The organism is Salinibacterium sp. SWN139 (genome assembly GCF_015864625.1).
Lineage (GTDB): Bacteria > Actinomycetota > Actinomycetes > Actinomycetales > Microbacteriaceae > Rhodoglobus.
On sequence record NZ_JADYWV010000003.1, the window covers coordinates 265,388 to 290,381 of the forward strand.

The 24,994-nt window shown below is 63.3% G+C and carries 22 protein-coding genes; 17 read left to right on the top strand and 5 right to left on the bottom strand.

What is annotated here, in order from left to right:
• Positions 1-26: 26 nt before the first annotated feature.
• The 4 genes from I6E74_RS11250 (at position 27) to I6E74_RS11265 (ending at position 4,393) form a co-directional block, all read left to right on the top strand.
• Positions 27-815: a DeoR/GlpR family DNA-binding transcription regulator gene (locus I6E74_RS11250; RefSeq protein WP_197125722.1), complete on the top strand. Its 789-nt coding sequence runs from the start codon at positions 27-29 to the stop codon at positions 813-815.
• On the top strand, positions 812-1,789 hold the full coding sequence (locus tag I6E74_RS11255; RefSeq protein WP_197125724.1) for a 1-phosphofructokinase family hexose kinase: 978 nt from the start codon (positions 812-814) through the stop codon (positions 1,787-1,789). The genes I6E74_RS11250 and I6E74_RS11255 overlap by 4 nt, the downstream gene beginning before the upstream one ends.
• Before the next feature lie 38 nt (positions 1,790-1,827).
• The gene (locus I6E74_RS11260) at positions 1,828-3,864 is read left to right on the top strand and encodes a fructose-specific PTS transporter subunit EIIC (RefSeq protein WP_197125726.1); all 2,037 of its coding nucleotides are present in this window, start codon (positions 1,828-1,830) and stop codon (positions 3,862-3,864) included.
• A 79-nt stretch (positions 3,865-3,943) separates the two neighbouring features.
• Positions 3,944-4,393: an SRPBCC family protein gene (locus I6E74_RS11265; protein WP_197125728.1), complete on the top strand. Its 450-nt coding sequence runs from the start codon at positions 3,944-3,946 to the stop codon at positions 4,391-4,393.
• 65 nt (positions 4,394-4,458) lie between these two features.
• Here the strand turns inward: I6E74_RS11265 and rsmI are convergent, their stop codons facing one another.
• Positions 4,459-5,271: a 16S rRNA (cytidine(1402)-2'-O)-methyltransferase gene (rsmI, locus tag I6E74_RS11270; RefSeq protein WP_197125730.1), complete on the bottom strand. Its 813-nt coding sequence runs from the start codon at positions 5,269-5,271 to the stop codon at positions 4,459-4,461.
• A gap of 133 nt (positions 5,272-5,404) precedes the next feature.
• On the opposite strand from rsmI, the gene I6E74_RS11275 reads away from it, so the two are divergent.
• Positions 5,405-6,274: a DMT family transporter gene (locus I6E74_RS11275; protein ID WP_197126382.1), complete on the top strand. Its 870-nt coding sequence runs from the start codon at positions 5,405-5,407 to the stop codon at positions 6,272-6,274.
• Between the two features lie 38 nt (positions 6,275-6,312).
• Here I6E74_RS11275 and I6E74_RS11280 read toward each other — a convergent pair whose 3' ends face one another.
• Positions 6,313-8,871, bottom strand: coding sequence for an MMPL family transporter (locus I6E74_RS11280; protein WP_197125732.1), 2,559 nt, complete (start codon positions 8,869-8,871; stop codon positions 6,313-6,315).
• 140 nt (positions 8,872-9,011) lie between these two features.
• Here I6E74_RS11280 and I6E74_RS11285 point away from each other — a divergent pair, with 140 nt between their 5' ends.
• The 4 genes from I6E74_RS11285 to I6E74_RS11300 all read left to right on the top strand — a co-directional run bounded on the left by I6E74_RS11285 (position 9,012) and on the right by I6E74_RS11300 (position 13,226).
• Entirely contained in the window at positions 9,012-9,587 is a 576-nt protein-coding gene (locus tag I6E74_RS11285; protein WP_197125742.1) for a TetR/AcrR family transcriptional regulator, read from the top strand.
• Positions 9,584-11,260 carry a dolichyl-phosphate-mannose--protein mannosyltransferase gene (locus I6E74_RS11290; RefSeq protein WP_197125745.1) on the top strand — a complete coding sequence of 559 codons (1,677 nt, stop codon included), beginning with the start codon at positions 9,584-9,586 and terminating at the stop codon, positions 11,258-11,260. The genes I6E74_RS11285 and I6E74_RS11290 overlap by 4 nt, the downstream gene beginning before the upstream one ends.
• A gap of 71 nt (positions 11,261-11,331) precedes the next feature.
• Complete coding sequence (locus tag I6E74_RS11295) at positions 11,332-12,636, top strand: O-acetylhomoserine aminocarboxypropyltransferase/cysteine synthase family protein (RefSeq protein ID WP_197125747.1); 1,305 nt, start codon at positions 11,332-11,334, stop codon at positions 12,634-12,636.
• 2 nt (positions 12,637-12,638) lie between these two features.
• A complete protein-coding gene (locus I6E74_RS11300; protein WP_197125749.1) occupies positions 12,639-13,226 on the top strand; it encodes a CoA-binding protein in 588 nt (195 codons plus the stop codon).
• Positions 13,227-13,262: 36 nt separating this feature from the next.
• Here I6E74_RS11300 and I6E74_RS11305 read toward each other — a convergent pair whose 3' ends face one another.
• The gene (locus tag I6E74_RS11305) at positions 13,263-13,745 is read right to left on the bottom strand and encodes a DUF1003 domain-containing protein (RefSeq protein ID WP_197125751.1); all 483 of its coding nucleotides are present in this window, start codon (positions 13,743-13,745) and stop codon (positions 13,263-13,265) included.
• A 49-nt stretch (positions 13,746-13,794) separates the two neighbouring features.
• A complete protein-coding gene (locus tag I6E74_RS11310; protein ID WP_197125753.1) occupies positions 13,795-14,559 on the bottom strand; it encodes a FadR/GntR family transcriptional regulator in 765 nt (254 codons plus the stop codon).
• Positions 14,560-14,771: 212 nt separating this feature from the next.
• On the opposite strand from I6E74_RS11310, the gene I6E74_RS11315 reads away from it, so the two are divergent.
• From I6E74_RS11315 to I6E74_RS11345, 7 genes are all read left to right on the top strand, one after another.
• A complete protein-coding gene (locus I6E74_RS11315) occupies positions 14,772-16,283 on the top strand; it encodes an ABC transporter substrate-binding protein (RefSeq protein ID WP_197125755.1) in 1,512 nt (503 codons plus the stop codon).
• Between the two features lie 113 nt (positions 16,284-16,396).
• Positions 16,397-17,344: an ABC transporter permease gene (locus I6E74_RS11320; protein WP_197125757.1), complete on the top strand. Its 948-nt coding sequence runs from the start codon at positions 16,397-16,399 to the stop codon at positions 17,342-17,344.
• Positions 17,341-18,219, top strand: coding sequence for an ABC transporter permease (locus tag I6E74_RS11325; RefSeq protein WP_197125759.1), 879 nt, complete (start codon positions 17,341-17,343; stop codon positions 18,217-18,219). Before I6E74_RS11320 ends, I6E74_RS11325 begins: the two co-directional genes overlap by 4 nt.
• Positions 18,216-20,093, top strand: coding sequence for an ABC transporter ATP-binding protein (locus I6E74_RS11330; protein WP_197125761.1), 1,878 nt, complete (start codon positions 18,216-18,218; stop codon positions 20,091-20,093). Before I6E74_RS11325 ends, I6E74_RS11330 begins: the two co-directional genes overlap by 4 nt.
• Positions 20,090-21,151, top strand: a complete 1,062-nt coding sequence (locus tag I6E74_RS11335; RefSeq protein ID WP_197125763.1) for a P1 family peptidase — start codon at positions 20,090-20,092, stop codon at positions 21,149-21,151. Before I6E74_RS11330 ends, I6E74_RS11335 begins: the two co-directional genes overlap by 4 nt.
• Positions 21,148-22,578, top strand: a complete 1,431-nt coding sequence (locus I6E74_RS11340) for an amidase (RefSeq protein WP_197125765.1) — start codon at positions 21,148-21,150, stop codon at positions 22,576-22,578. Before I6E74_RS11335 ends, I6E74_RS11340 begins: the two co-directional genes overlap by 4 nt.
• Positions 22,575-23,822 carry a CynX/NimT family MFS transporter gene (locus I6E74_RS11345; RefSeq protein WP_197125767.1) on the top strand — a complete coding sequence of 416 codons (1,248 nt, stop codon included), beginning with the start codon at positions 22,575-22,577 and terminating at the stop codon, positions 23,820-23,822. The genes I6E74_RS11340 and I6E74_RS11345 overlap by 4 nt, the downstream gene beginning before the upstream one ends.
• On the opposite strand, the gene I6E74_RS11350 is transcribed toward I6E74_RS11345, so the two are convergent.
• A complete protein-coding gene (locus tag I6E74_RS11350; RefSeq protein ID WP_197125768.1) occupies positions 23,791-24,537 on the bottom strand; it encodes a phosphotransferase in 747 nt (248 codons plus the stop codon). The two genes, I6E74_RS11345 and I6E74_RS11350, sit on opposite strands and share 32 nt — an antisense overlap.
• 44 nt (positions 24,538-24,581) lie before the next feature.
• Here I6E74_RS11350 and I6E74_RS11355 point away from each other — a divergent pair, with 44 nt between their 5' ends.
• Positions 24,582-24,926, top strand: a complete 345-nt coding sequence (locus tag I6E74_RS11355) for an HNH endonuclease (RefSeq protein ID WP_197125778.1) — start codon at positions 24,582-24,584, stop codon at positions 24,924-24,926.
• Positions 24,927-24,994: the final 68 nt, after the last annotated feature.

Below are 24,994 nucleotides of genomic sequence, written 5' to 3' on the forward strand. Positions count from 1 at the left end.
CGTTGATAGTCAAAGGGGATCACGGAATGTACGCAGAAGAGCGGCAACAGCACATAGAGGGCAAGCTTGCTGAAGCCGGTCGCGTCGCCGTAATCGACCTCGCTCGCACGTTCAAAGTGTCAAGCGAAACGGTCCGTCGAGACCTCGACCAGCTCGAAGCACGAGGCGTATTGCGCCGCGTGCACGGAGGAGCGGTCTCGGCGGCACGGATCAGTCGGGTAGAAGAAAGCGTTGCCGCCCGCACCGATCGCAACGCCGACGCGAAAGAACGCATTGCGGTGGCCGCGATGGCCCTTATTCCGTCCAGCTTTACCGGCGCGATCAGTATCGATGGCGGAACGACCACGAGCCGTCTTGCTCAGCAGCTCGCACGCTGGGTGCCCGAGACATCCGCAGGCTCCCTCACGGTTATCACCCACTCCATTTTCATTGCCGCCATTGTCAGCGAGAACCCGCACATCGACGTTCAGGTCGTCGGAGGTCGGCTGCGAGGCATCACGGGCGTTGCGGTGGGAGCGACAACCCTAAACCAGCTGGCGAGCATCCGCCCCGATATTGCTTTTGTAGGCGCCAATGGCCTGCACGCCGACTTCGGCTTCAGCACCCCTGACCCCGACGAGGCTGCCGTCAAAAGTGCTCTCACGCGGGGTTCGCGCCGCGCTATTGCCCTCGTTGACAGTTCGAAGCTCGGCATTGAAACGCTCATGAGCTTCGCCGCGCTCGCAGAGGTCGACACGATCATCACGGAGCAGTCGCCCGACGATGACCTCACCGGTGCCCTCGAGCGCGCGGATGTCGAAATGGTGATCGCATGATCGTCACTGTTACGGCCAACCCCAGCCTCGATCGCACGATCGAACTCGCGGCTGCTCTGGATCGCGGCGAAGTACAGCGCTCGGTCTCGAGCAGCGAGCAGCCGGGCGGCAAGGGTGTCAACGTCTCGCGGGCACTCATCGCTTCGGGCCTTGACACGGTTGCCGTGCTTCCGGGAGATGACTCCGACCCCATGCTGGTGGCGTTGCGCGCCGAACACACGCCGACCGCTGGACTGCCCATCAGGGGTCGCGTGCGCTCCAACGTGACGATCACTGAGCCGGATGGCACGACCACCAAGATCAACGAGCCCGGCCCGCAGCTCACCGCTGACGATGATGCCGCGCTCATTGACCTTGTGGTCTCGCACGCTCGCCGCGCTGAATGGGTTGTTCTTGCTGGCTCGCTTCCTCCCGGCCTGAGCGACGACTTTTATGTGCGCGTCATTAAAGCCATTCGCACTGCCGCTGCTGACGATACGGCTGCTGCCGCGCGCCCGCGCATCGCCGTCGATTCCTCCGGCGCCCCCATGCTGGCGCTCATCAAATCTGGAATTGGCGTCGACCTTATCAAGCCCAACGCCGAAGAGCTCGCCGAAATGACCGGTCTTCCCGACACTTTCGAAGACGATCCGGATGCCGCGGCCGCCGCCGCTCTCACGCTCGTGCACCGCGGCTGCCGTGCCGTTCTCGCGACCCTCGGTTCACGCGGAGCCCTTCTCGTGACCGCCGTCGAGACCTGGCGCGCGACGATGCCGCCCGTTGCGGCCAAGAGCACCGTCGGCGCCGGAGACGCCTCCCTCGCCGGTTACCTTCTCGCCGACCAGCGCGGTGCTGCCCCCGAACGACGCCTCGCGCAGGCCGTCGCGCACGGAGCAGCCGCCGCCTCCCTGCCCGGCAGCACCATGCCGAGCCCCGAAGACACCACCCCCACCGCCGCTGACGTGCACCTACTCAGCCGCCCCACCGCACCATAAACCTCAGCATCCCCACTGCTGGATACAAGGAGAAAGCAATGTCGCACCTCATCACCACCGACCTCGTGTTGTTGGATGCCGATCTCGGCACCGACCGCGAAGGAGTCATTCGCGCGCTGACGAATCTCGTCGCCGATCAGGGCCGCGCCACGAACGCGGAGTCACTCTTTGACGACGCGTGGGCTCGTGAGCAACTGACCGATACCGGAGTTCCTGGCGGTATCGCGATTCCTCACTGCCGTTCCGAAGCCGTTACCGAAGCAACCCTCGTGATGGCACGCCTCACGCCTGCCGTTGACTTTGGTGCCGCGGATGCTCCCGCCGACCTCATCTTCTTGATCGCCGCCCCCGCCGGCGCCGACCAAGAACACCTCACGGTTCTCTCGGCCCTCGCTCGCTCGCTCGTGAACCCCGAATTCGTTGATAGCTTGCGCGCTGCGAAAACCCGCGAAGACATCGTTGCGCTCGTGGAGCAAGCCACAGCGCCGGAAGAGAAGGCTGCGCCTGCTGCTGCTGGCGGTGGCCGCGCTACTAGCGCTGGCGACGCTACCGCTACCGCTGGCACCGACGGCGCCGCACGCCCCGTGCTCGTCGCTGTCACCGCGTGCCCCACTGGCATCGCCCACACCTACATGGCCGCCGATTCACTCGCCGCCGCCGCAGAACGTGCTGGCGTGGAACTCCACGTCGAGACTCAGGGTTCGTCGGGGGCAACGCCGCTGGATCCTGCGGTTATTGCTGCGGCATCCGCTGTCATCTTTGCTGTCGATGTGGATGTTCGTGACAAAGCCCGCTTCGCCGGCAAGGCTCTCGTGCAGTCGCCCGTGAAGCGCGGCATTGATGCACCAGACGCGATGATCGCGGAAGCCCTTGCCGCTGCCAGCGACCCCAACGCTGCTCACGTCGCCGGTAGCGAAGCAGCCAGCGAAAGCACGAGCAACACCTCCGATGAGCACTTCGGGCAGACGGTGAAGCGCGCTCTGCTCACCGGTGTGAGTTACATGATTCCGTTCGTCGCCGGTGGTGGTCTGCTGATCGCGCTTGGCTTCCTGCTCGGTGGGTACCTCATCACCGACACCGCGGCCGACATCGTCACCCAGAACAGCCTGTGGAACCTGCCCGATGGCGGAGTCGCTGCCTACCTCGGTGCTGCGGCCTTCCAGATCGGTGCCGCCTCAATGGGCTTCCTCGTACCCGCCCTTGCCGGTTACATCGCCTATGCGATTGCTGATCGCCCCGGCATCGCCCCCGGTTTCACCGCCGGAGCCGTCGCTGGCCTCATGGGTGCTGGCTTCCTCGGCGGAATCGTCGGTGGACTCCTCGCCGGTGTTGCCGCTCATTGGCTCGCTCAGCGCAAGACCGCGGCCTGGTTCCGCGGCCTCATGCCCGTCGTCGTGATCCCGCTGCTGGCGTCGATCTTCGCCTCCGGCCTCATGGTGCTGATCCTCGGCGGACCGATTGCGTCGCTCACCGTTGCTCTGAACAACTTCCTCAACGGCCTCACCGGTGCATCCGCTGTCGTCCTTGGTCTCATTCTGGGAGCCATGATGGGCTTCGACCTCGGTGGGCCCGTGAACAAGGTCGCGTACGCCTTTGCTGTCGCTGGTCTCGGTGCCGGTGCAATCGACAACCAAGCACCGTGGATGATCATGGCCGCCGTCATGGCATCGGGAATGGTTGCGCCTCTCGCGATGGCTCTCGCCTCCACCGTGCTCGCTCGCCGTCTGTTCTCGCCCGTCGAGAAAGAAAACGGCAAGGCAGCCTGGTTGCTCGGCGCTTCGTTCATCTCGGAGGGCGCCATCCCGTTTGCTGCTGCTGACCCGCTGCGCGTGATCCCCGCGAGTGCCATCGGTAGCGCTGTCACGGGTGGAATCATCATGGCCGCCGGAGTCACCTCGCAGGCACCGCACGGTGGTGTTTTCGTGTTCTTCGCCATCAACCCGTTCCCGATGTTCCTGCTCGCGATTGCCGCTGGAACCGTCGTTACCGCCCTCATCGTCGTCGCCCTCAAGCGCTTCGTGCGCAAGAGCAGCACTGTCACTGACGCGGATGCGCAGGTGCCCGTCGCGGCATAACGTCGTAGGCTTCATCTACGCAACGCTGCCGCTCGTTCGCCGAGAGCTACACGTCGAGGCGTCGAATGAGGGAGATTCAATGAAGATCACCGAAAGCGTGCATATTGAGGCGCCGACGGAACGCGTCTTCGAGATTTTCACTGATCTCGACAACACACCCTCCCGAGTCAGCGGCATCCTTTCCCTCGAAGTACTCGAGGGCCCTGCGCAGCTCGCTGTCGGCACAAAGTGGCGTGAGACCCGCGTGTTTGCGGGAAAAGAAGCCACCGAAGTGATGTGGGTGACCGCGTGTGAGCAGGATGTGTCGTACACCGTCGATGCGCAGTCGCACGGCATGCACTACCAGAGCGTGTACCTATTCACGCCGAGTCACGGTGGAACTCGGATGGACTACCGCTTCACGATGACACCGCTCACCTTCGGGGCACGTCTCATGAGCGTGGTCGGATTGATCTTCCTCGGAGCAACAAAGAAGGCGCTCACTCAAGACCACCACGAATTGATGGTTGCGTGCGAGTCAGCGGCCTAAACCGCTCACGGTGACAACGATCCTTCGCTTCAGCGGTGGGTTGGTCGTCGGATCGATCCGCGAGGTTACGGCTTGGAGCGCAAGGCCGCTTCGTAGAGTTCGCGCTTGCTGAGCCCGGTTTGCTCGGCCACTTCAGTTGCCGCGTCTTTCAGGCGGGCACCATCGGCGACCAGCGCGAGCACGTAAGTGACTGCGGTGGGGAGATCGGAGGTCGCGGGCGGCGCACCCTCGACAACGAGACAGATTTCGCCCCGAGCTCCGTCTTTGAACTTGGCCGCGAGCTCGGCGGCGGTGCCCCGAGCAACCTCTTCATACATTTTCGTGAGCTCGCGGCAGACTACCGCGCGACGGTCATCGCCGAGGGCGGTGGCGAGGTCGGCGAGCGCCGCGGGCAAACGGTTGGGGCTCTCGAAAAACACCATCGTGCGCTCTTCGCGAGCGAGGGTGCGAAAGTAGGCGACGCGGCCCTTGCGCGGCAGAAATCCTTCGAAGCTGAATCGGTCGGTCGGCAGGCCCGAGACAGCGAGGGCGGTGAGGACTGCACTCGGTCCGGGCAGAGCAGTGACGGTGACTCCGGCAGCGGCAGCGGCTGAAACGAGAGGGAATCCGGGATCACTAATGGCGGGCATCCCCGCATCGCTGAGAACGAGAACATCGGCGTCGCGAGCCAACTCGACGATCTCGGCGGCCTTTTCTGACTCGTTGTGTTCGTGCAGCGGGATGAGCCGCGGCCGGTTGTCGATGCCGAGAGCGCGCATGAGATGGATGGTCGTGCGGGTGTCTTCGCTCGCGATCACCTCAGCGTTCGTGAGGGCCTCGATGAGGCGCTGAGACGCGTCGCCAAGGTTGCCGATGGGAGTCGCCGCAAGAATGATCACTCGGCCATTCTCCCACCCGCACTGCGAGCGCAGAATTCGGCTCTCTTTCGCGCGCAGATCACCCCTACTGAGGTCGTAGGGTTGCACTATGTCGACTCGTCCGCCCTTGAGGGGAACACCGCTGGGTGCTGTCATGCTCGTGGTGTTGGGCCTGATCTTTCAGGATGTCGGCGCTTCGGTAGCGGTGCTGCTGTTCCCCGAAGTCGGCCCCGCCGGAATGGTGTCGCTGCGCCTCGTTTTCTCGGCCGCGATTCTGCTGGCGATTGCCCGCCCCAACCTGCGCGCCATCTCGAAGCGTGCCTGGCTCATGGCCTTGATATTCGGCATTTCGCTTGGCGGCATGAACCTGCTGTTCTACGAAGCACTCTCGCGCGTTGACCTCGGCGCGACCGTCACGATTGAGGTTCTCGGCCCCCTCGTACTTTCCGTCATCGTTGCCCGCCGGGCCAGCGCCTGGCTGTGGGCGGTACTCGCCTTCGCCGGGGTCGCCCTGCTCAGCCTTGGCAGCGTCGGCGCCCTCGACCCCGTCGGCGTTGCCTTCGCGCTCGCCGCCGCCGTGTCATGGGCGGGCTACATTTTGGCGTCCCGCAAAACCGGTCAAGTCTTTGCCGGCTTGGATGGCCTCGCGATCGCCATGGCAATCGGCGCGATCATCAGCCTCCCCTTCGGCATCTCGCAGGCCGGAAGCACTCTGCTGGAACCATCGATTCTGGTGCGCGGCCTCGCGGTCGCCATCTGTTCGTCAGCGATCCCCTACGCCCTCGAACTCATCGCGTTGCGGCGCATCTCTGCTGCCGCATTCTCGGTGCTCATGGCACTGGCTCCCGCTATCGCGACCGGGGCTGGCTTCTTCGTGCTCGGGCAAAGCATCACCCTCGTGCAGGGAGCGGGAATCGCCCTCGTGATCGCGGCCTCCATCGGGGCAGTTCGGGCGGCATCCCGCGTGCCGGGTGCGCCCGGGGCGGGCCCGAACGCACTACTGCCCGAAGAGACCCCGCTGTAGCGGAAGCCTCCCCGGGCAGCGGGAGCGATCGTGAGTTCTTAGCGCTCCGATGATTCGGGCGCTGCGGCAGCAGGCGCTGCACCATCGCTGGTGTCATGCGGATCAGCAGCGTGCATCGGATGGCTACGCTCGAGGGCTGAGCCCTCGACGTCCACACTGGGCAGGATGCGGTCAAGCCAGCGAGGCAACCACCACACCGACTTGCCGAACAGGTGCATCAGGGCCGGAACCAACATCATCCGCACGACAAAGGCGTCAAAGAGCACACCGACGGCGAGACCGAAGCCAAGCGGGCGAACGATCGCGAGGTGCGAGAAGACGAAGCCTCCGAAGACGGCAATCATGATGATCGCTGCGGCGGTGACGACGGCACGACCACTGCGGAGACCGCTCATGACGGCAGCCTTAGCCGGCACACCGTGGATGTAGGCTTCGCGCATTCCCGAGACAAGGAACAGTTGGTAGTCCATGGCGAGGCCGAACAGCACACCCATGATGATGATCGGGGCAAAGTTCAGCAGCGGGCCAGGGTCGGTCACGCCGAAGAGCGCCCCCAGCCAACCCCACTGGTACACGGCGACCATTGCACCGAACGCCGCCAACAACGACAGCACGTAACCCGCGGTCGCGATCACCGGCACGAGCAGCGAACGGAACACCAGAATCAGGATGATCAACGACAGCCCAATAACAACCGCGAGGTAGAGCGGCAGCACATCAGCCAGCTTCTCGGAGATGTCGATGTTTCCGCTGGCCGAGCCAGCCACACCGAGCTCGATGTTTCCCGCGAGTGGCGAGCTGTCGCGCAGTTCGTGAACGAGAGCACCCGTCGATTCACTCGACGGCCCATCGACAGGGATGACTTGGAACGCGAAGTAGTCCGAACTATCCGAGACGCCGATCGGGGCGACAGCCACAACACCGTCAACCGCCAACAACTGGTCAGCGAGATCCGCTTGAGTCTCAAGTTCATCCTCTTCCGCCACGGGGGCGGGAAGAGTGGCGGTCACCAGGAGGGTACCGTTTTGGCCCGCTCCGAATTCTTCGGCGATCGTCGTGTAGGTGCGGTACTGCGTCGAATCGGCGGGCTCTGACGAACCATCCGGGAGCCCTAGGCGCATCGAAAGCGCCGGGATGGCCACGATCAACAGACCGAGCGTCGCCACGATCAGCATGACCACAGCGCGACTCGTGCGCATGGCGCGGGCGGGCGGGAGCGTATGCGACTCATGACCAATATTGGCTCGGGCCTTGCGAGAAAGAACTCGCTTGCCCAGCAATGCCAGCAGGGCTGGTGTGAGGCTCACAGCAATCAGCACAGAGATGAAAACGCAGACCGCGCCCACGGTGCCCATAACGCCCAGGAATGGGATACCGCTCACATTGAGCGCGAGCAGGGCGACAAGAACTGTCGACCCGGCAAACAACACCGCGTTGCCGGAGGTGCCATTGGCGAGACCGATCGACTCATGGAGATCCATGCCCGCCGCGAGTTGGCGGCGGTGGCGCTGCACAATGAAGAGCGTGTAGTCGATACCGACTGCGAGGCCGAGCATCACGCCCAGAATCGGGGTGACGGAGGTCATATCGACGACTCCGGAGAAGGCGAGCGAGCCTGCGACGCCCACTCCAACGCCAATGATCGAGGAGACGATCGGCAGCGTTGCGGGCAAGAACGAACGGAACAACACGAGCAAGACGATGCCGGCCAACAGAACACCGATAAGCTCACCGACGCCCAACAGACCATCGGTCGACGTAGTGATGGATGACGAATAATCGACCGTCACTCCGTCAATGTCGATCGCGTCGAGCTCATCCGCAATCGCTGTCTTCGTGTCTCCGGGAATGTCGAGGAGCTCGCTGTCGAAGGTGATGAGTCCGAGAGCCGTCGCACCGTCGGTAGAGACGAGGCTGATCTCGGATGCGGCATCCATGAGACGCTCGCCGAAGCCGAGTTGCTCCTCTTGTTCGGCCAGCAGCGCAGTGTTCTCGTCAATCGTGGCCTGCTGGGTGTCGATCTCAGCCAACCCGGCATCGATCTGTGCTTGCTGGGCATTGAATTGATCGACGGATGCCTCATAGAAGCCCGCGGCTTGAGCCTGCTCAATCGCAGCATCGAGTTGAGTTTGACCGGCTTCGAGTTCGGTGGCTGCGGCATCCAACTGAGCCTGGCCATCCACTAGCTGCTGCTTGCCGGCGTCGATCTGCTCGCGACCGTCCATGATTTCTTGCGCTTGATCGTCGCGCTGGGCATTGGTCTCGAAGGGGTCGATAACGTCGCTGACATTGTTCTGCGAAGTGAGCTCGGCGAGGGCATCCGTGATGTCGCCCTGTTGTTCGGCGGAGAAGGCGCTGCCATCTTCTGAACCAAAGACGACCGTGGCGGAGATGCCACCAACGTCACCGAGTTGCTCGGTGAGTTCGTCGGCAACACGTTCAGTTTCCGTGCCGGGAATAGTCATGGTCGACGACAGAGTGCCGCCGAAAACCGCGAAGGCAGCGCCAGCGAGACCGAGAACGGCGAGCCAGCTGATGATGAAGAGCCAAGCGCGGCGAGCCGATAGGCGGCCAAGGCGGTACAGGAGTTCAGCCATGCTGAAGAAAACCTCTCGTCGGGAACACAAAAACGAGCACGTCTTCGGGCCAGACACCAGCCTAAGTCTCCTAGCCTGAGTTTTCCAACACTTGTCGGAAAACTCACCCCTTTGCGGGGTATCTCTGCCATGATCGACGGATGGATGCTCGCGTCGAACGAACCCGGCAAAGCCTGCAACACGCCCTCTTTGCCCTCACTCAAGAGCACCCCTTTGACGAAGTTACCGTCAACCAGATCGTGGAACGTGCGGGCGTAAACCGCAGCAGCTTCTACCAGCACTACTCCGATAAAGAGACACTGCTCGCCTTCGCGATCGAAGCTGCCGCCGATGACGCCGGGGTTCAGCTGGCCGACCTCGACCCCCTCAGCCCCACTCCGCCGCCCGCACTGCTCAGCTATCTCTCTCACGTCGACGCCAACGCCGCCGTGTACACAAGCGCCCTCGGTCCCCGCGGTTCAGCCCTCGTTGCCGCCCGCTTGCGCGCCCGCCTCAACCTCTTTGTGCGCCAAGGAATCATCGACCACGACCCCGCAGCCCCTGAAGGACTCGGCCTCGACATCGCGAGCGCCAGCGTCACCGGCGCCACCTTCGGAATCATCGAGGTGTGGCTCGCCATGACTCCGCGCCCCTCCGCCAGCACCGCCGCCGACTGGATCTGGCAGACCTTCACTGCACCCCACGATCGCTCCGCGCTGAGTACGATTGCCGAGTGAGCCAGACGAACCCGCGCGACTTCGACGACATCCTGTCGGACGAGTCGTCGGCGAGGGCGCTGGAAAATACCGATGCTGCCTCAGTTTCGGAGGCCTCTGGCCGCCACTATGCCGCCGACGAGGGCTCGAGGCTCGATCACTGGTGGGCGGCGCGAAGTCCACTGACCCGGCGCTGGCTCGGCTGGGCTGGGCCGGCGATTGTGGTGCTGATCGCGGCATTCACGCGACTGGTGGGCCTCGGGCATCCGTCGTCGTTGGTATTTGACGAGACCTTTTATGTGAAGGATTCGTGGACGCTCGTGAACCTCGGCTACGAGGCACAGTGGCCAGCCGAAGCGGATGCCCTGTTCAACAGCGGCAAGGTCAACATCTTTCTGAACGACCCGTCGTTTGTGGTGCATCCGCCGCTCGGCAAGTGGCTGATCGGGTTGGGCATGCTGCCGGGCGGAGGCGAAGATCCATTCGGGTGGCGTATTGCGACCGCCATCGTCGGCATTCTCGCGGTCATGGTGCTCATGCTGATCGCCAAGAAACTGTTTGGCTCCACCCTGCTGGCGACTCTCGCCGGGCTTCTGATGGCGATCGATGGCAACGCGATTGTCATGAGCCGGGTCGCGTTGCTCGACAACTTTGTGATGATTTTTGCCCTGCTCGGGGTCGGCGCCATGCTGCTCGATCGCGAGCAATCGGCCACGCGGCTGGCAGTGTGGATTAGTCGCCGCGGGCTCCGCGGCAAGAGCACCGAATGGGGGCCTGCGTTGTGGTGGCGCCCGTGGCTCATCCTCGCCGCCGTCGCCTTCGGGCTTGCCGCCGCCGTTAAATGGAACGGCCTTTACTTCTTGGCCGCTTTCGCCGTCTACAGCCTGGTGGTGGATGCCCTCGCTCGCCGCCAGGCCGGCATCATCTTCTGGGGCTCCGGCACCCTCTTCAAGCAAGCCCCCGTCAGCTTCCTCCTGACCGTGCCGATTGCGCTACTGGTGTACCTCAGCACGTGGACGGGCTGGTTCATCAGCGACAACGGCTACGACCGCAACTGGGCCGAAAGTGACGGCAACGCCTGGACCGGCGCTCTCAGCTGGGTGCCTCTCGACCTGCAAAGCCTGTGGCACTTTCAATCGAGCGTGTACAGCTATCACGTGGGCGAGAGCCGACCACATCCGTATCAGGCAAACCCGCTGACCTGGCTACTGCTTATCCGGCCCACGAGCATGTTCTACGAAAACCTATCCCGCGGCGACGACGGCTGTCTCGCGGATGCCTGCGGTGCCTCTATCTCTGGAATCGCCAACCCCATCATCTGGTGGGCTGCGACCGCGGCCATGCTGTACCTCGTGTACCGACTGGTGCGCTACCGCCAGTGGCAGACCGGCTTCATTCTGATGGGCGTCGCCGCCGGCTACCTGCCGTGGTTGCTCTACCTGAACCGCACCGTGTTCCAGTTCTACACAATCGTGTTCGAGCCGTACCTGATACTGGCGCTTGTGGCGGCGCTCGGGGTGATCATCGGCAGCCGCGACGACGACCGCTATCGACGAACGAGCGGGCTCGGCGTCGTGGCCGTCTTTGTCGTCGTCGCCATCGCGGTCAGCGTGTTCTTCTGGCCGCTCTGGACCGGCCAAACCATCGACTACGACCTGCTGCGGCTGCGCTGGTGGCTGCCGACGTGGATCTAGACCGACCACTTTCGTGGCGTTCTGTTACGCCGAAAGACCGCTGGCGGCATCCGTTTCTGTAGCCTGAAGCCATGGCTGATCGCGACTATGGTTTCCGCACGCGTGCAATTCACGCGGGCAACATCCCTGATGCGGCGACGGGCGCTCGCGCTCTGCCGATCTATCAGACCAGTGCCTACGTCTTTGACGACACCGCGGATGCCGCCGCCCGCTTCGCTCTGCAAAAGTACGGCAACATCTATTCCCGGCTGGCCAATCCGACGGTCGCAAGTTTTGAAGAGCGCGTCGCTTCGCTCGAGGGCGGCCTCGGCGCCGTGGCCACCGGCAGTGGACTGAGCGCGCAATTCATCACCTTTGCGGCTCTCGCAGGTGCTGGCGATCACATTGTCTCGAGTGCCAATCTCTATGGCGGTTCGATTACGCAATTGGATGTCACGCTGCGCCGTTTCGGGGTCGAGACCACGTTTGTGCGCTCTTCCGACCCTGCCGACTATGCGGCGGCCATCACCCCAAAGACGAAGCTGATCTTTGCGGAGACCATCGCGAACCCCTCCGGCGAGATCGCCGACATTGAGGGCCTTGCCGAGGTCGCTCATGCCCACAACATTCCTCTCGTGATCGATTCGACGGTCGCGACCCCGTATTTGAGCCGCCCAATCGAGTGGGGCGCCGATATTGTGACTCACTCGGCCACCAAGTTTCTTGGCGGCGCGGGCACCACTCTCGGCGGCGTCGTTGTCGAGAGCGGCCGCTTCGACTGGGCCAACGAGCACTTCCCCCTCTTCGATGAGCCTGTTCCCAGCTATGGCGGCCTCAACTGGAGCGGTAACTTTGGGGAATACGCCTTCCTCACCCGACTGCGCGCTGAGCAATTGCGCGACATTGGGCCCGCCCTTGCTCCGCACTCGGCCTGGTTACTCGCGACCGGCGTTGAGACCCTCCCTTTCCGGATGCAAGCTCACGTCGACAACGCGCGCATCGTTGCCGAGTGGCTCGAGGCCGACCCGCGCATCGAAACCGTGTACTGGGCTGGCCTGCCGGGGCATCCGCATTTCGAGCGAGCGCAGAAATATTTGCCCAAGGGTGCCGGTTCGGTGTTCTCGTTCGAGGTTCGCGGCGCGGGAACGCAGAACAGCCGGGCCGTCGGCCAGAAGTTCATCGAGAGCGTTGAGCTGGCCAGCCACCTTGCCAACATTGGTGATGCAAAAACGCTCGTGATTCATCCCGCATCAACGACGCATGCGCAGCTCACCGAGCAGCAACTCATCGACGGCGGCGTATTGCCCGGCGTTGTGCGCATCAGCGTCGGAATCGAAGACCCCGAAGACATCATCGCCGATCTCGATCAGGCATTGACCACCGCAGTGAAGGGCTAAGGATGTCGTCAGAAGAAGTGCAGACCACCCAGCTCAGCAACGGGCTCACCTGTGATCTGCCCGCCAGTTCCCCGCTCGCCAAGCTGCTCAAGTCGCAGCGCACGTGGGTGGGACCGGATGCCAAAAAACGTGCCGCCATCCTGCGCGGCGCCAAGTCGATTGCGATTGTGGGGGCCTCCCCCAATCCCTCGCGGTCGAGCTATTTCGTGGGCACCTACCTGCTGCAGTCCACCGACTACCGGGTGTATTTCGTGAACCCCAACGCCGACACGATTCTGGGCCAGAAGGCATACCCCGACCTTGCGTCGCTGCCCGAAGTGCCCGACATCGTCGACGTGTTTCGCAAAGCCAGCGACATCCCCGCCGTCATCGAGGACGTACTCGCGATCGGAGCACTGCATGGCCAGAATCCGACCGTGTGGGTGCAGCTCGGAATTTGGAATGAAGAAGCTGCCGTCTACGCCGAATCGCAGGGGCTCACCATCGTCATGGACCGCTGCCTCAAGGTAGAACACGCACGCTTCAACGGCGGCCTCAACCTCATGGGTTTCGACACCGGGGTTATCTCGTCCCGTCGCGCGGGGCGCTAGTCCGACGCTGGAGCAGGTCCGGCCGGGCGCAGCGCGCTAGGCCGATGGAGTCGAATCTTCGCCGAGCTTCTCGCGCACGCTGATCCACGCCGCGCGATCCTCATCGAGGCGTTTCAGAATTTCGTGCAGCTCCGCGATCACAATCGACTGCTGCTGGTTGAGCGCGAACACTTCTTCGATGTCGGCTTTTGCGGCGGCATCCACGTCGTAGTCGTGTTGGGCGAGCGCGGCTGAGATGCTGTCCTGTCGCTTAGCCGCGATAAGCAGAATCGCGCCTTGAAGGCCCGCCAACATGCTCAAGAACAGGTTGAGCAGAATGTAGGGATACGGGTCCCACGTTGCCGCCGTGAGGGAATTGACCGCCGCCCAAATCAGCATGAATGCCATAAAGCTGATGACGAACGCCCAACTGCCCATCGAGTTGCGCAGTCGATCGGCGGCTCGTTGACCAGTGGTGAGCGAATCGTTGTGGGCTCGGTGCCAGTTGCGGGGTGCTTTTCGCGCGCTCAAGATCTTCATGCAGCACAGCCTAGATTGCTGACTGCGAAGGTAGCCGTCGAACTCAGCGCTACGCTTTCGCGTCTCCCAGAAGAGCGAGGCCATTGCGATCGCCGTGCTCGATCATTTCGCCGTAATACTCAATGACGAAGGTGCGGGCGAGTTGCCCAGCCCGAGCGCCGTCCTGGGCTTCGATGGCGTTGAAGATTTCGTAGTCGTGGGCGAGCGAGAGCTTCATTTGCGCACCGGAGTCAGGAGCGCTGTCGATCCGGTCATTGACCAAATCAACGAGTGCGCCGCGCGCCGCATCGCCGCAAATCTGCATGAGTTGGTTGTGGCTTGCTTCCCAGACGGTGGCGTGAAAATCGACATCCGCTTGGCTAAATACTGCTGACCCGCCGGCGATGCTTGATTCCATTGCTTCGACGGCAGCGCGCATTTCTTCGAGCTGCTCGGGCGTTCGATGTTCGGCGGCAAGGGTGCAGGATGCCCCTTCGAGCATGACGCGGAATTCGACCAGTTCAGAGAGCTTGATCGTGCCACTGCGCACCAGCCGGTTCATCGCTTTGTGCAACGTTGCTGGCGACGCTTGAAGAATTTCGGGTCCGCGCGGATCTCCGGGGCGCGAGCGAACAAGCCCGCCACTTTCGAGCACGCGAAGGGCTTCGCGCACGGTCGCACGGCTTACCGCAAAGGTACCCATGAGGTCCCGCTCGCTCGGCAAACGATCCCCGGGGTTGAGCTGACGCGTAGCAATCGCTTGTTCGATCTGCTCCACGATTGCTTCGTACGCGCGCACAGGTTTGACGGCGACGAACCCAGTTTTGTCAGTCATCTGCTTTCCTTTTGCACATCATTGTTGCCGGTTTTCGGTCATTTCGCGCCCCATGTTGACGACCTTCGACGACCGTGCCACACTATCGGACACGCCCCAAGTGTACTGGTCAGACCAGTTGTTTCGGGCCGTTATCCATCACATTTCACCCCCGTTTCGCACCGCTCCATTCCCGCAATAATTCGGAAACAAACCAAGGAGATTGTCTAGACATGAGGTCCTTTACCCGGCGGAAATCCCTCGCCATTACCGCAACCGCAATGGTTGCTTCTCTCGCACTCGTCGGATGTTCAGCAGCCGACGATTCCAGCGATGCCGCCGCCAGCACCGAACTCGTCGTCGGCCTGCTTGCATCCCCGGCAAGCCTTGACTTCTCCACCACCGGTGGTGCCGCGATCCCGCAGGCGCTGCTCTACAACGTCTACGAAGGCCTCGTCAAAATCGACAACGCCGGCGACATCCAGCCACTGCTCGCCGAGTCCTACACGGTCAGTGATGATGGACTCGTCTACACGTTCCTCCTGCACGAGGGCGTGACCTTCTCCAACGGCTCGCCCTTCACCGCCGAGAGCGTCAAATTCAGCCTCGAACGCGTCGCCGACAACTGGACTGCCAACGGCCCCGGCTACCTCGACCCCATCTCCTCCGTCGATGTGGTGTCGGACACCGAAGTAACCATTAAACTCAGCACCCCGAGCAACAGCTGGCTCTTCAACATGGCTGGCCCGGTCGGAACGATGTTCAGCCCCGACGGCATCGATGATCTCGCCACCGATCCAGTCGGAACCGGCCCGTACGACGTGAGCGAGTTCACCTCCGGTACCAGCCTCGAGCTGACCGAACGTGACGACTACTGGGGCGACGCTCCCTTCATGACCGACGTCACGTTCAACTACTACGCCGACGCCACCGCCCAGACGAATGCTCTCCTGGGTGGAGACATCGACCTCATCTCCGCGCTCACCGCGTACCAGCTCATCGGCCAGTTCGAATCGGATGACGACTTCACCGTCTACGAAGGAACCTCCACCGGCGAGACCACGATGACGCTGAACAACCAGAGCGACGCCTTCAGCGATGTTCGCGTTCGTCAAGCTGTCATGTACGCCGTCGACCGCCAGGCCGTTCTCGACACCGTGAACAGCGGCTACGGTTCGCTCATCGGCTCGATGGTTCCACCGACTGACCCCTGGTTCGATGACTCACTCGTTGACCTCTACCCCTACGACCCCGCCAAGGCCGAAGCACTTTTGGCTGAAGCAGGCGTCAGCGACCTCACCGTCTCGATGAAGCTCCCCAACCTGCCCTACGCCGTGGATGCCGGACAGGTCGTCAAGGATCAGCTCGCTCAGGTCGGCATCACCGCCGACGTCACCACACTGGAGTTCCCCGCAGTCTGGCTCGACGAGGTCTTCACCAACCACGATTACGACATCTCGATCATCGCCCACACGGAACCGCGCGACATCAGCGCGTTTGCAGCGCCGACCTACTACGCGGGTTACGACAACCCCGAAGTAATGGCCCTGTTCGCTGAAGCAGATGCAAGCGATGAAGCAACCTTCGTCGAGTTGATGAAGGAAGCTAGCGCGACCATGGCTGAAGAAGCCGCGGCCGACTGGCTCTTCCTCAACCCGAACGTGACGGCGGCAGACGCTGACCTCACCGGAGTTCCGCTGAACGCGCCGACGTTGTCATTCGACCTGACCACAATCGCACGCTAGAACTAGCCTCACCAGCACCACTCCCCTGACAGGTGGGGCCGGTACGTCACCATCCCTGACGCTCCGGCTCCGCCCGCCAGGCCCCAGATCCATCACTGTGAAAAGGCCCTAACATGCTGTTGACCATCGCCCGCCGAATCGGCATCTTTGCTGCGACTCTGGTGGCGGCATCCATCATCACGTTCTTGATGTTGTCGATCCTTCCCGGCAACGCGGCGCGCGTCGCCCTCGGCATCGACGCAACCGAAGCTCAAGTCGCCGCTCAAGAGCAGCTGATGGGCCTCGACCGCCCCCTCTACGTGCAGTTCTTCGACTGGTTCGGACACCTCCTCATCGGCGACTTCGGCACCTCAACAGTGTCGGGCCAAGAGATCGGGCCCCAGATCGGCGACGCTCTCGCCATCACGGGAGTGCTCGTGATCTCCAGCGTGATTCTCGCGCTGCTCTTCGCCATCCCGATGGGCATCCTCTCGGCCGTTCGCCAGAACAAAGCCGACGGCGTGATCATCTCCGGCATCAGCCAAATCGGAATCTCGATCCCCGGCTTTCTCTTCGGAATCCTTCTTGTGGCGCTCTTCGCCGTGAACCTCAAATGGCTTCCCGCTGGGGGCTGGGATGACCCGGGAGAAGACTTCGTCGGGTTCCTTGAGCACCTCATCCTTCCGGCCATCGCCCTCGGCTCGGTGCAGGGCGCAGTGCTCAGCCGCTACGTCCGATCCTCAGTGCTCGAAGTCATGCGCGAAGACTTCCTCCGCACCGCCCGCGCCAAGGGCCTCACCCCCAACCGCGCGCTCCTGCGTCACGGCCTTCGCAACGCTGCCATCCCCGTGATGACCGTGCTCGGCCTTCAGATTGCATCGCTGCTGATTGGCGCCGTTGTCATCGAACGCGTCTTCGCGATCCCCGGGCTCGGTAGCCTCCTGCTCGACAAGGTGGCCCTGCGCGACCTGCCCAGCATCCAAGGAATCGTGATGGTTCTCGTGGCCCTGGTACTGCTGCTCAACCTTCTCATTGACATTGCCTACACCATCGTTGACCCCCGACTCCGGAGCGCATCATGACGACAACCACTCCCGCTCCCGCAGCTCCGCGCCTGCGCAAGAACGCCATTCCTTCGGGCAAACGCCGCAACGGCAACCTCATCGTCGGCATCATCCTGATCGGCCTCGTCGTCTTCGCCGCCGTACTCTCCGCGTTCTGGACTCCCTTCGACCCCGAAGGCGTCTTTCCCGGAGAGCTTCTGCTTCCCCCCGGCGCCGAGCACCTCCTCGGCACCGACAACTTCGGGCGTGACGTACTCAGTTCGATCCTTCGTGGTGCTCAAATTTCGTTGATCGTCGGAATCGTCGCCGTCGGTATCGCCGCCGTACTCGGTGTGCCTTTCGGCATCGTCGCGGGCATGAATCCCGGCCGGCTCGACCAATTCATGATGCGTGGCAACGACATCCTGCTGGCCTTCCCCGCCCTGCTGCTCGCCATCATCTTCGGTGCCGTCTTCGGAGCAAACACCACCACCGCGATGGTCGCGCTCGGCATCGGTTCAGCACCGTCCTTCGCCTCCATCGCCCGCAGTGGCACCCAGCAGGTGATGAGTCGCGAGTACGTGCAGGCATCCAAAGCCTCCGGAAAGAACGGCTGGTTCGTGGGCATAAAGCACGTGCTGCCCAACATCTCCGGAATTCTGATCGTGCAAGCATCCGTCTCCTTCGGCATCGCCGTGCTTGCCGAAGCAGCCCTCTCGTATCTCGGCCTCGGAACCACCCCGCCGACACCGTCCTGGGGCCGCATGTTGCAAGACGCCCAGGGCTACCTCTACGTTCAACCACTCTTGGTGGTCTGGCCCGGAATTGCGATCGCGATTGCGGTGCTCGGCTTCAACCTCCTCGGTGACGGATTACGCGACCGGCTCGACCCCAGAATGCAGGTAAAACGATGACCACCACAGACTCCCCCATCGAGCCGACGCTCAGCGTTCGTAACCTCACCGTCAACTCCGCCTACGCCGAGCTACTCCACGGCATCAGCTTCGACATCGCCCCCGGCGAGCGCGTCGGACTCATCGGAGAATCAGGTTCTGGCAAGTCGCTGACGGCAACCTCCGTCATGGGATTGCTGCCCGAGACTCTCGCCGCCAATGGCGAGATTCACCTTGCCGGCGGTCATGGAGATCTCGTGCACGCCTCCGAATCCACGTTGAGCCAGTTGCGCGGCAACACCATGGCCATGGTCTTCCAAGAGCCCATGACCGCGCTGAACCCGCTCATGAAAGTTGGCGCGCAGGTTGCCGAGATCATGACCCAGCACCGCACGGTTCCTTCCGGCCAGACTGCCGCCGCCCGCGCCGTAGAACTGTTGGCGCAAGTGAAGCTGCCGAACCCCGCTGAAGCCGCGCTCGCGTTCCCTCACCAGCTCTCGGGCGGTCAACGCCAGCGCGTCATGCTCGCCATGGCCATGGCCAACGACCCCCAGCTGCTGCTCTGCGACGAACCGACCACCGCTCTGGATGTCACGGTGCAGGCAGAAGTGCTGCGCCTGATCGAAGGGCTCGTCATCGAACGCGGCACCTCGCTACTCTTCATCACCCACGACATCGGCGTGGTCGCGGAGGTCTGCGAGCGCGTGCTCGTCATGTACAAGGGCGACATCGTAGAAGATGGCACGGTAGAGCAGGTCATCACCAACCCGCAACATCCGTATACCAAGGCACTCATTGCGGCGTCGAACCTTTCTGTCGTGGACGAGCGCGGTCGTCTGCATACGATTGCGACCAGCGCGATCACTCTGCCCACCGCAGCTGAGCTCGCCGCCGCGCTGCAGGAGCCTGCGGCTGACTTGCCCGCTGCTGCTGGCGCCGCTGGTGAGGTTGCTGACGTTACTTCTGCGGATGCCGCAGCGGCTGAGCCCGCCGTGGCGGCTCCCGCGATCGCCAGCACGCCAGATTTCGTGATCCCGCACCAGCGCCGCACCGATCCCGACGAGCGAATCATCTTCAACGAGATTCCGGGCGAACCGCTAATTCGGGTTCGCGAGCTCACGCGCCAGTACAAGCGCCGCGGTGGTGGCAAACTCTTCGGCAAGCCGCCCGTAGTGCACGGTCTGCGCGGGCTCGACTTCGATGTGGCCAAGGGCCAGCGTTTCGGCATTGTCGGCGAATCAGGGTCAGGAAAGTCGACACTGATGCGGCTGATGTGTGCTCTCGATGAGCCCACCGGCGGCAGCATTACGGTCTCCGGTCAAGAGCTGGCGGGTGCGAAGGAGCGCGAATTGCGCGATTTCCGCAGCCAAGTGCAGATCGTGTTCCAAGACCCCATGGGGTCGCTTGATCCGCGCATGAAGGTCGCGCAGATCGTAGCCGAGCCACTGCGCGGGGTCAGCCGCGAGGAGTCCCGCGAGCGAGTGATTGCCCAACTCGAATCGGTCGGCCTTGAAGCGGATGTCATGCACCGGCATCCGCATCAGTTCTCGGGTGGTCAGCGCCAGCGCATCTCGATCGCGCGGGCCCTCATCACTCGCCCTCGCGTGTTGGTGGCGGATGAGGCGGTGAGCGCTCTGGATGTGTCGGTGCGCGCGCAAGTGCTCAATCTGCTCTCGGACTTGGTTGATGAGTATGCGCTCACGCTGTTGTTTGTCTCTCACGACCTTGGCGTCATCCGTCACGCGTGCGACACCGTCGCAGTGTTGTCGGATGGTCGCATCGTCGAATGCGGACCGACCGATGACGTCTACGACAACCCACTTCACCCGTACACCCAGAAGCTTGTGAGTGCGACGCCGTCGATCTCCGAGCTCGCCGGACGGGCCCGCTCGTGAGCGGCGCAGAGACGACCACTCGTCGTGACGTTGGCTCGATCACCGATGTCGACGGCATCCGCGTTGGCCACGTCAACCGCGTAGGCGATGGCTGGCTCAGTGGGGTGACCGTCGTGCTGCCCGACGCCAACACCATCGGCGGCGTGGATGTGCGCGGCGGTGGCCCCGGAACTCACGAAACCGATGCCCTCGATCCACGCACGCTGGTGCCCACGGTCGATGCAGTTGTACTCACGGGCGGGAGTGCTTTTGGGCTCGCTACCGCCCAGGGCGCTCAGCGCTGGTGTGCCGAGGATGAGCGCGGCATTCTGGTCGGCACTCTCCCCCACGAGGTCGTGCCGATCGTTCCGGCAGCAGCAATTTTCGATCTCGGGCGCGGTGGCGAATTCGCCAATCGCCCCACCGAGCAGATGGGCTACGACGCCGCAGCAGCCGCTGCCGCCAGCCCACCCTTTAGCCCGGTCGAGCGTGGCAACGTCGGTGCGGGTACCGGCGGCGCGCTCGGCGGTCTCTACAAGGGCGGCGTGGGCACAGCCTCGGTCACCCTCACGGGAGATAACGCCGGAATTGTCGTTGGCGCCATCGTGGTTGTGAATGCGGTCGGGATGCCGTGGCTGCCTCAGACGGCTGCGTCCACTACCGCAAGCGGTAAGGCTGCAGCCGCGGCGGCCGGCCTCGAGCCGGTGCGGTCGGCATCGCCGCCGCAGGGACTCAACACGACGATCGCGGTCGTCGCGACGAACGCGATTCTCGATCCGGCGGAAGCATCTCGCACGGCGACGACTGCCCACGACGGGTTCGCTCGGGTGTTGAACCCCGTGCACACCCTCACCGATGGCGACACCATTTTTGTGCTCGCTACGTCCAAAAAGGAACTCGCGGGTGATGACCGCAGTGGCCGAGTTGCCTCGCTCTTCGCTCTGCAGACGGCAGCCGCAGAAGCGATGCGCTTAGCAATTCTGGATGCCATTGATTCTGCCCGCACCGTGACGACCCCGGTCGTCACGCTGGAACGTTTCCCTCTCCCCACTGACCTCGACTGGAGCGTCCTCGCATGACCGCCACCCCCACCGGCAGCACCGCATCGCTGGCAACGCTGACCGCTACCGAACTTGTTTCTCTCTTCGCGAGCCGAGCGATCTCCCCCGTCGAGGTCACCCGCGCTGTGCTCGAGCGAGCGGAAGCCAAGCAGGCGGAGCTGAACTGTTTTTATGCCATCGACACCGCGGGGGCGACTGCTTCAGCGGAGGCTAGCGAGAAGCGCTGGGCTGCCGGCGAAGCTCTCGGTCCCCTTGATGGCGTTCCGGCGACGATCAAAGAGAACGTGGCTTTGGCCGGCTTCAGCCAGCCTTCGGGCACGGCGGCCAAGTTCGACGCACCTCCGGTCACCGCTGACGGCCCTCTCGCCGCCCGCCTCAAAGAAGCAGGGAGCGTGATTTTCGGCATCACCGTGATGCCCGACTACGGCATGCTTTCCTCCGGTGTCTCGTCCTTGCATGGCATCACCCGCAGCCCCTGGAACCCCGCGTGGACAGTCGGTGGCTCCAGTGGTGGAGCCGGAGCCGCGGCGGCTGCTGGCGTAGGCCCACTGCATTCGGGTTCCGACATCGGCGGATCGCTGCGCCTTCCGGCGACGTGGCTCGGGCTGTTCACGCTCAAGCCCAGCTCGGGACGCGTCGCCGTCGATCCGCCCTACATGGGACGAGTCGCTGGCCCCCTCACCCGCACGGTCGATGATGCCGCCCTCATGATGAGCGTCATGACGCGACCGGATATTCGTGACTACACGAGCCTCGGCCAGCAAGATCTCGACTGGAACGACATCCACTATCCCGACCTTGATTCTGCACTGCGCGGCAAGAAGGTTGCCTTCCACCTCGACGGTGGCGCTGGCTTGCCCACCGACCCCGAGGTTGCTGCTGCGATTCAGGATGCCGTCACCCACTTTGCTGCCGCCGGTGCCGAGATCACGGAGATCACTGCGCCTATGACACCGGAGTACCTCGACGACCTCGACATGTTCTTGCGGGTGCGTTCGCTCGGAGACTTCGAGGCGCTGAGCCCCGAGCGTCAAGCGATGGTGTTGCCGTTCATCCAAGACTGGGTTCTCGCCGGTCAGGGCGTCACGGGCGTCGAGTCGCTGCGTCACTACCAAACCATCCAGTCGATGCGCGACAGCACGGTGCGTTCCACCGCGCCCTACGACCTGGTGCTGTCAGCGGCATCGCCCGTCGCGGCGTTCCCTGCCGAGTGGCCAATGCCGAGCAACGACGCCGCAACCTCGCTGCACCACATCGCGTACACGGCGCCGTACAACTTCTCGGAACAGCCAGCATCGACGCTCAACTGTGGCTTCACCGCCGACGGTCGCCCGATCGGATTGCAGATCGCCGGACGTCGTTATGACGACCTCGAAGTCATGCGCGCCAGCCACTGGTACGAGCAGACCCGCCCGTCGACCGCTGCCCCGGCTTGGCCACTGTGACTCGACGCTGGGGCGGCCCCCTCGCCCTGGCCGGTATCTTGCTCGTCGCCCTGAACCTTCGCCCCGCAGTGGCCTCGCTGTCGCCGATTATTGTGGCCGTGCAGCGAGACATTTCGCTCGACAGCGTTGCTCTCGGCATCCTCGGTATGCTCGCGCCGGCATGTTTCGCTGTCGCCGGCCTCACGATGCATCTGATCAGTCGTCGCCTGCACGCGGAGTGGATTCTGCTCGGCGCTCTCGTGGCGATTGTGGGCGGTCAGCTTGTGCGCGCGACGAGCTTCTCATTCGCGGGACTGCTCCTCGGTGGCATCTTCGCCTTCCTCGGCATGGGCATCGCGAACGTTCTCTTGCCGCCGCTGGTCAAGAAGTACTTTCCGCGACGCATCGGGCTCGTCACGTCGCTGTATGTGACGCTGATCTCCGTTGGCGCGCTCGTGCCACCGTTGCTGGCAGTGCCTCTCGCGCAGGCGACGGGGTGGCGCGAGTCGCTCGGCTCGTGGGCACTCATTGGCATGCTGGCGATCATCCCGTGGATCGCACTCGTTATCGGGCGCCGCAGTCGAGACACGGCCAATGCGGCCTCCACCATTCCGACGCCCCGCATCGGTGGCCTCTGGAAATCACGGATCGCGTGGGGCGTTTCGCTCATCTTCGCCATCTCCAGCTTCAACGGCTATGCCATGTTCGCGTGGCTGCCACCCCTGCTGGTAGCGACCGCGGGACGCACCGAAACCGAAGCGGGGCAACTTCTCTCGCTATTCGCGACCATCGGAATCCCTGCCGCCATCTTTGTGCCCATCATTGCGAATCGGATGCGCGAACCCCTGCACCTCGTCTACCCGGGTATCGCTGCCTTCGTTGTCGGTTATCTCGGCCTGATCGTCGCACCGGCGACCCTGACGTGGCTCTGGGTATCCATTCTCGGAATCGGCACACTGATTTTTCCGCTCAGCCTGCTGCTGGTCAACCTCCGCACCCTCACCTTCGAAGGCTCGATAGCGCTCAGCGGTTTCGTGCAGGGAGTCGGGTACGTGCTGGGCGCCCTCGGACCACTGTCGCTCGGTGTCGTTCACGCCATCTCGGGCAACTGGACGGCGCCCCTCATCGTGCTGCTCGTCGCCTCTGCCGCGGTTGGTGGCGTGGCACTGCTGCTGATGACTCCGGGAACGCTAGAGAATCCGGGCGGCAACGCACGGCGGTCGCGAGCCTCTACTACTGCTGCGACAACCGCGACTCGCTCATGAGCTCACGCAGAAAGTTCGCGTCGCGGTCATACTCGACGGCTTCATCACGCAAGTGGGGTTTCGCGAGTTCCGCAGCCTTGTCGAGAGACATCTGCGCGAGGTCGTGGAGCCGAATAGCTGCCACGCGAAGGATGTCGCTCCACGTCGCATCCGAACCGTAAGCGGCCAAGAGAAGTTCGACCCGACGGCGCGCATCATCCATACCCGGCGCGTTGTCGGGGGTCATTGACGTCAGAGGGACGGCACGCGTCGCAAAGTAGGCGAGATCCCAGAGCCGAGGGCCTGGCGAGCACATGTCGAAATCAATCGCTCCCACGATCTCTCCGTCAGCGAAGGCCAGATTGTGGGGAGAAAAATCGTTGTGGCAGATAACTTCTGCTGGGACTTTCGCTGGCGACTGCCACACAGCACCGTCTAGGCCGAATCCGATGCTGGCGTCGTGAAGTAGCCGAAGGTGGCGCGCGCCCTGCTCAAGCACGGCATCCGTCCACACCCAGTCAGGCAGCGGATAGAGCGGCACTTCGCCCTCTATAAAAGAGAGGCGTTCCCGATCAATCTCAATACCAAGCGGACGCGGCGCCCAGTCGATCCCCGCCACCGCAAGGTAGTCGAGGTAGCGGTGAACCGTCGGCGTCCACGGCCCGGCGTTGCGTAATACAGCGTAGCCACTGCGCTCAACCGAGTTCATGTTTCCGCCGGGAAGAAGACCATCCATGGTTTCAGCCTAGGCGGTGGTACGCGGTGCACTAACTTAGCCCTATGGCTGTAGCGCAAACTCGACGGGCGCGTGCTGCACGACGCCGCAAACGCCGGGTCGACGCTGCCGACAACGATCTCACCGCTGAGCAGTGGGAATCGCTCAAACGCGAGTGGGGCGGCTGCGCGTACTGCACCGCTGCTGATTCCACCCTGCAGAAAGACTGCGTTCAACCCATCTCCCGTGGCGGCAGCTATACCGTCGGCAACGTCGTTCCCGCCTGCGGCTCCTGCAACGCCAGCAAAAGCAACAGCGAAGTGACCTCGTGGATGCGCCGCAAACGCCTCGACGAACGTGCATTCCTCACGCAGTATGTACACGTGCGGCAGGCGCTGGGGATTCTGTAGCTCGGCGGCGCTACTGCCCCAGCGGGCTCCCGGCGCGGTATTACTAGCCGCCCCCCGCACGAGAGATG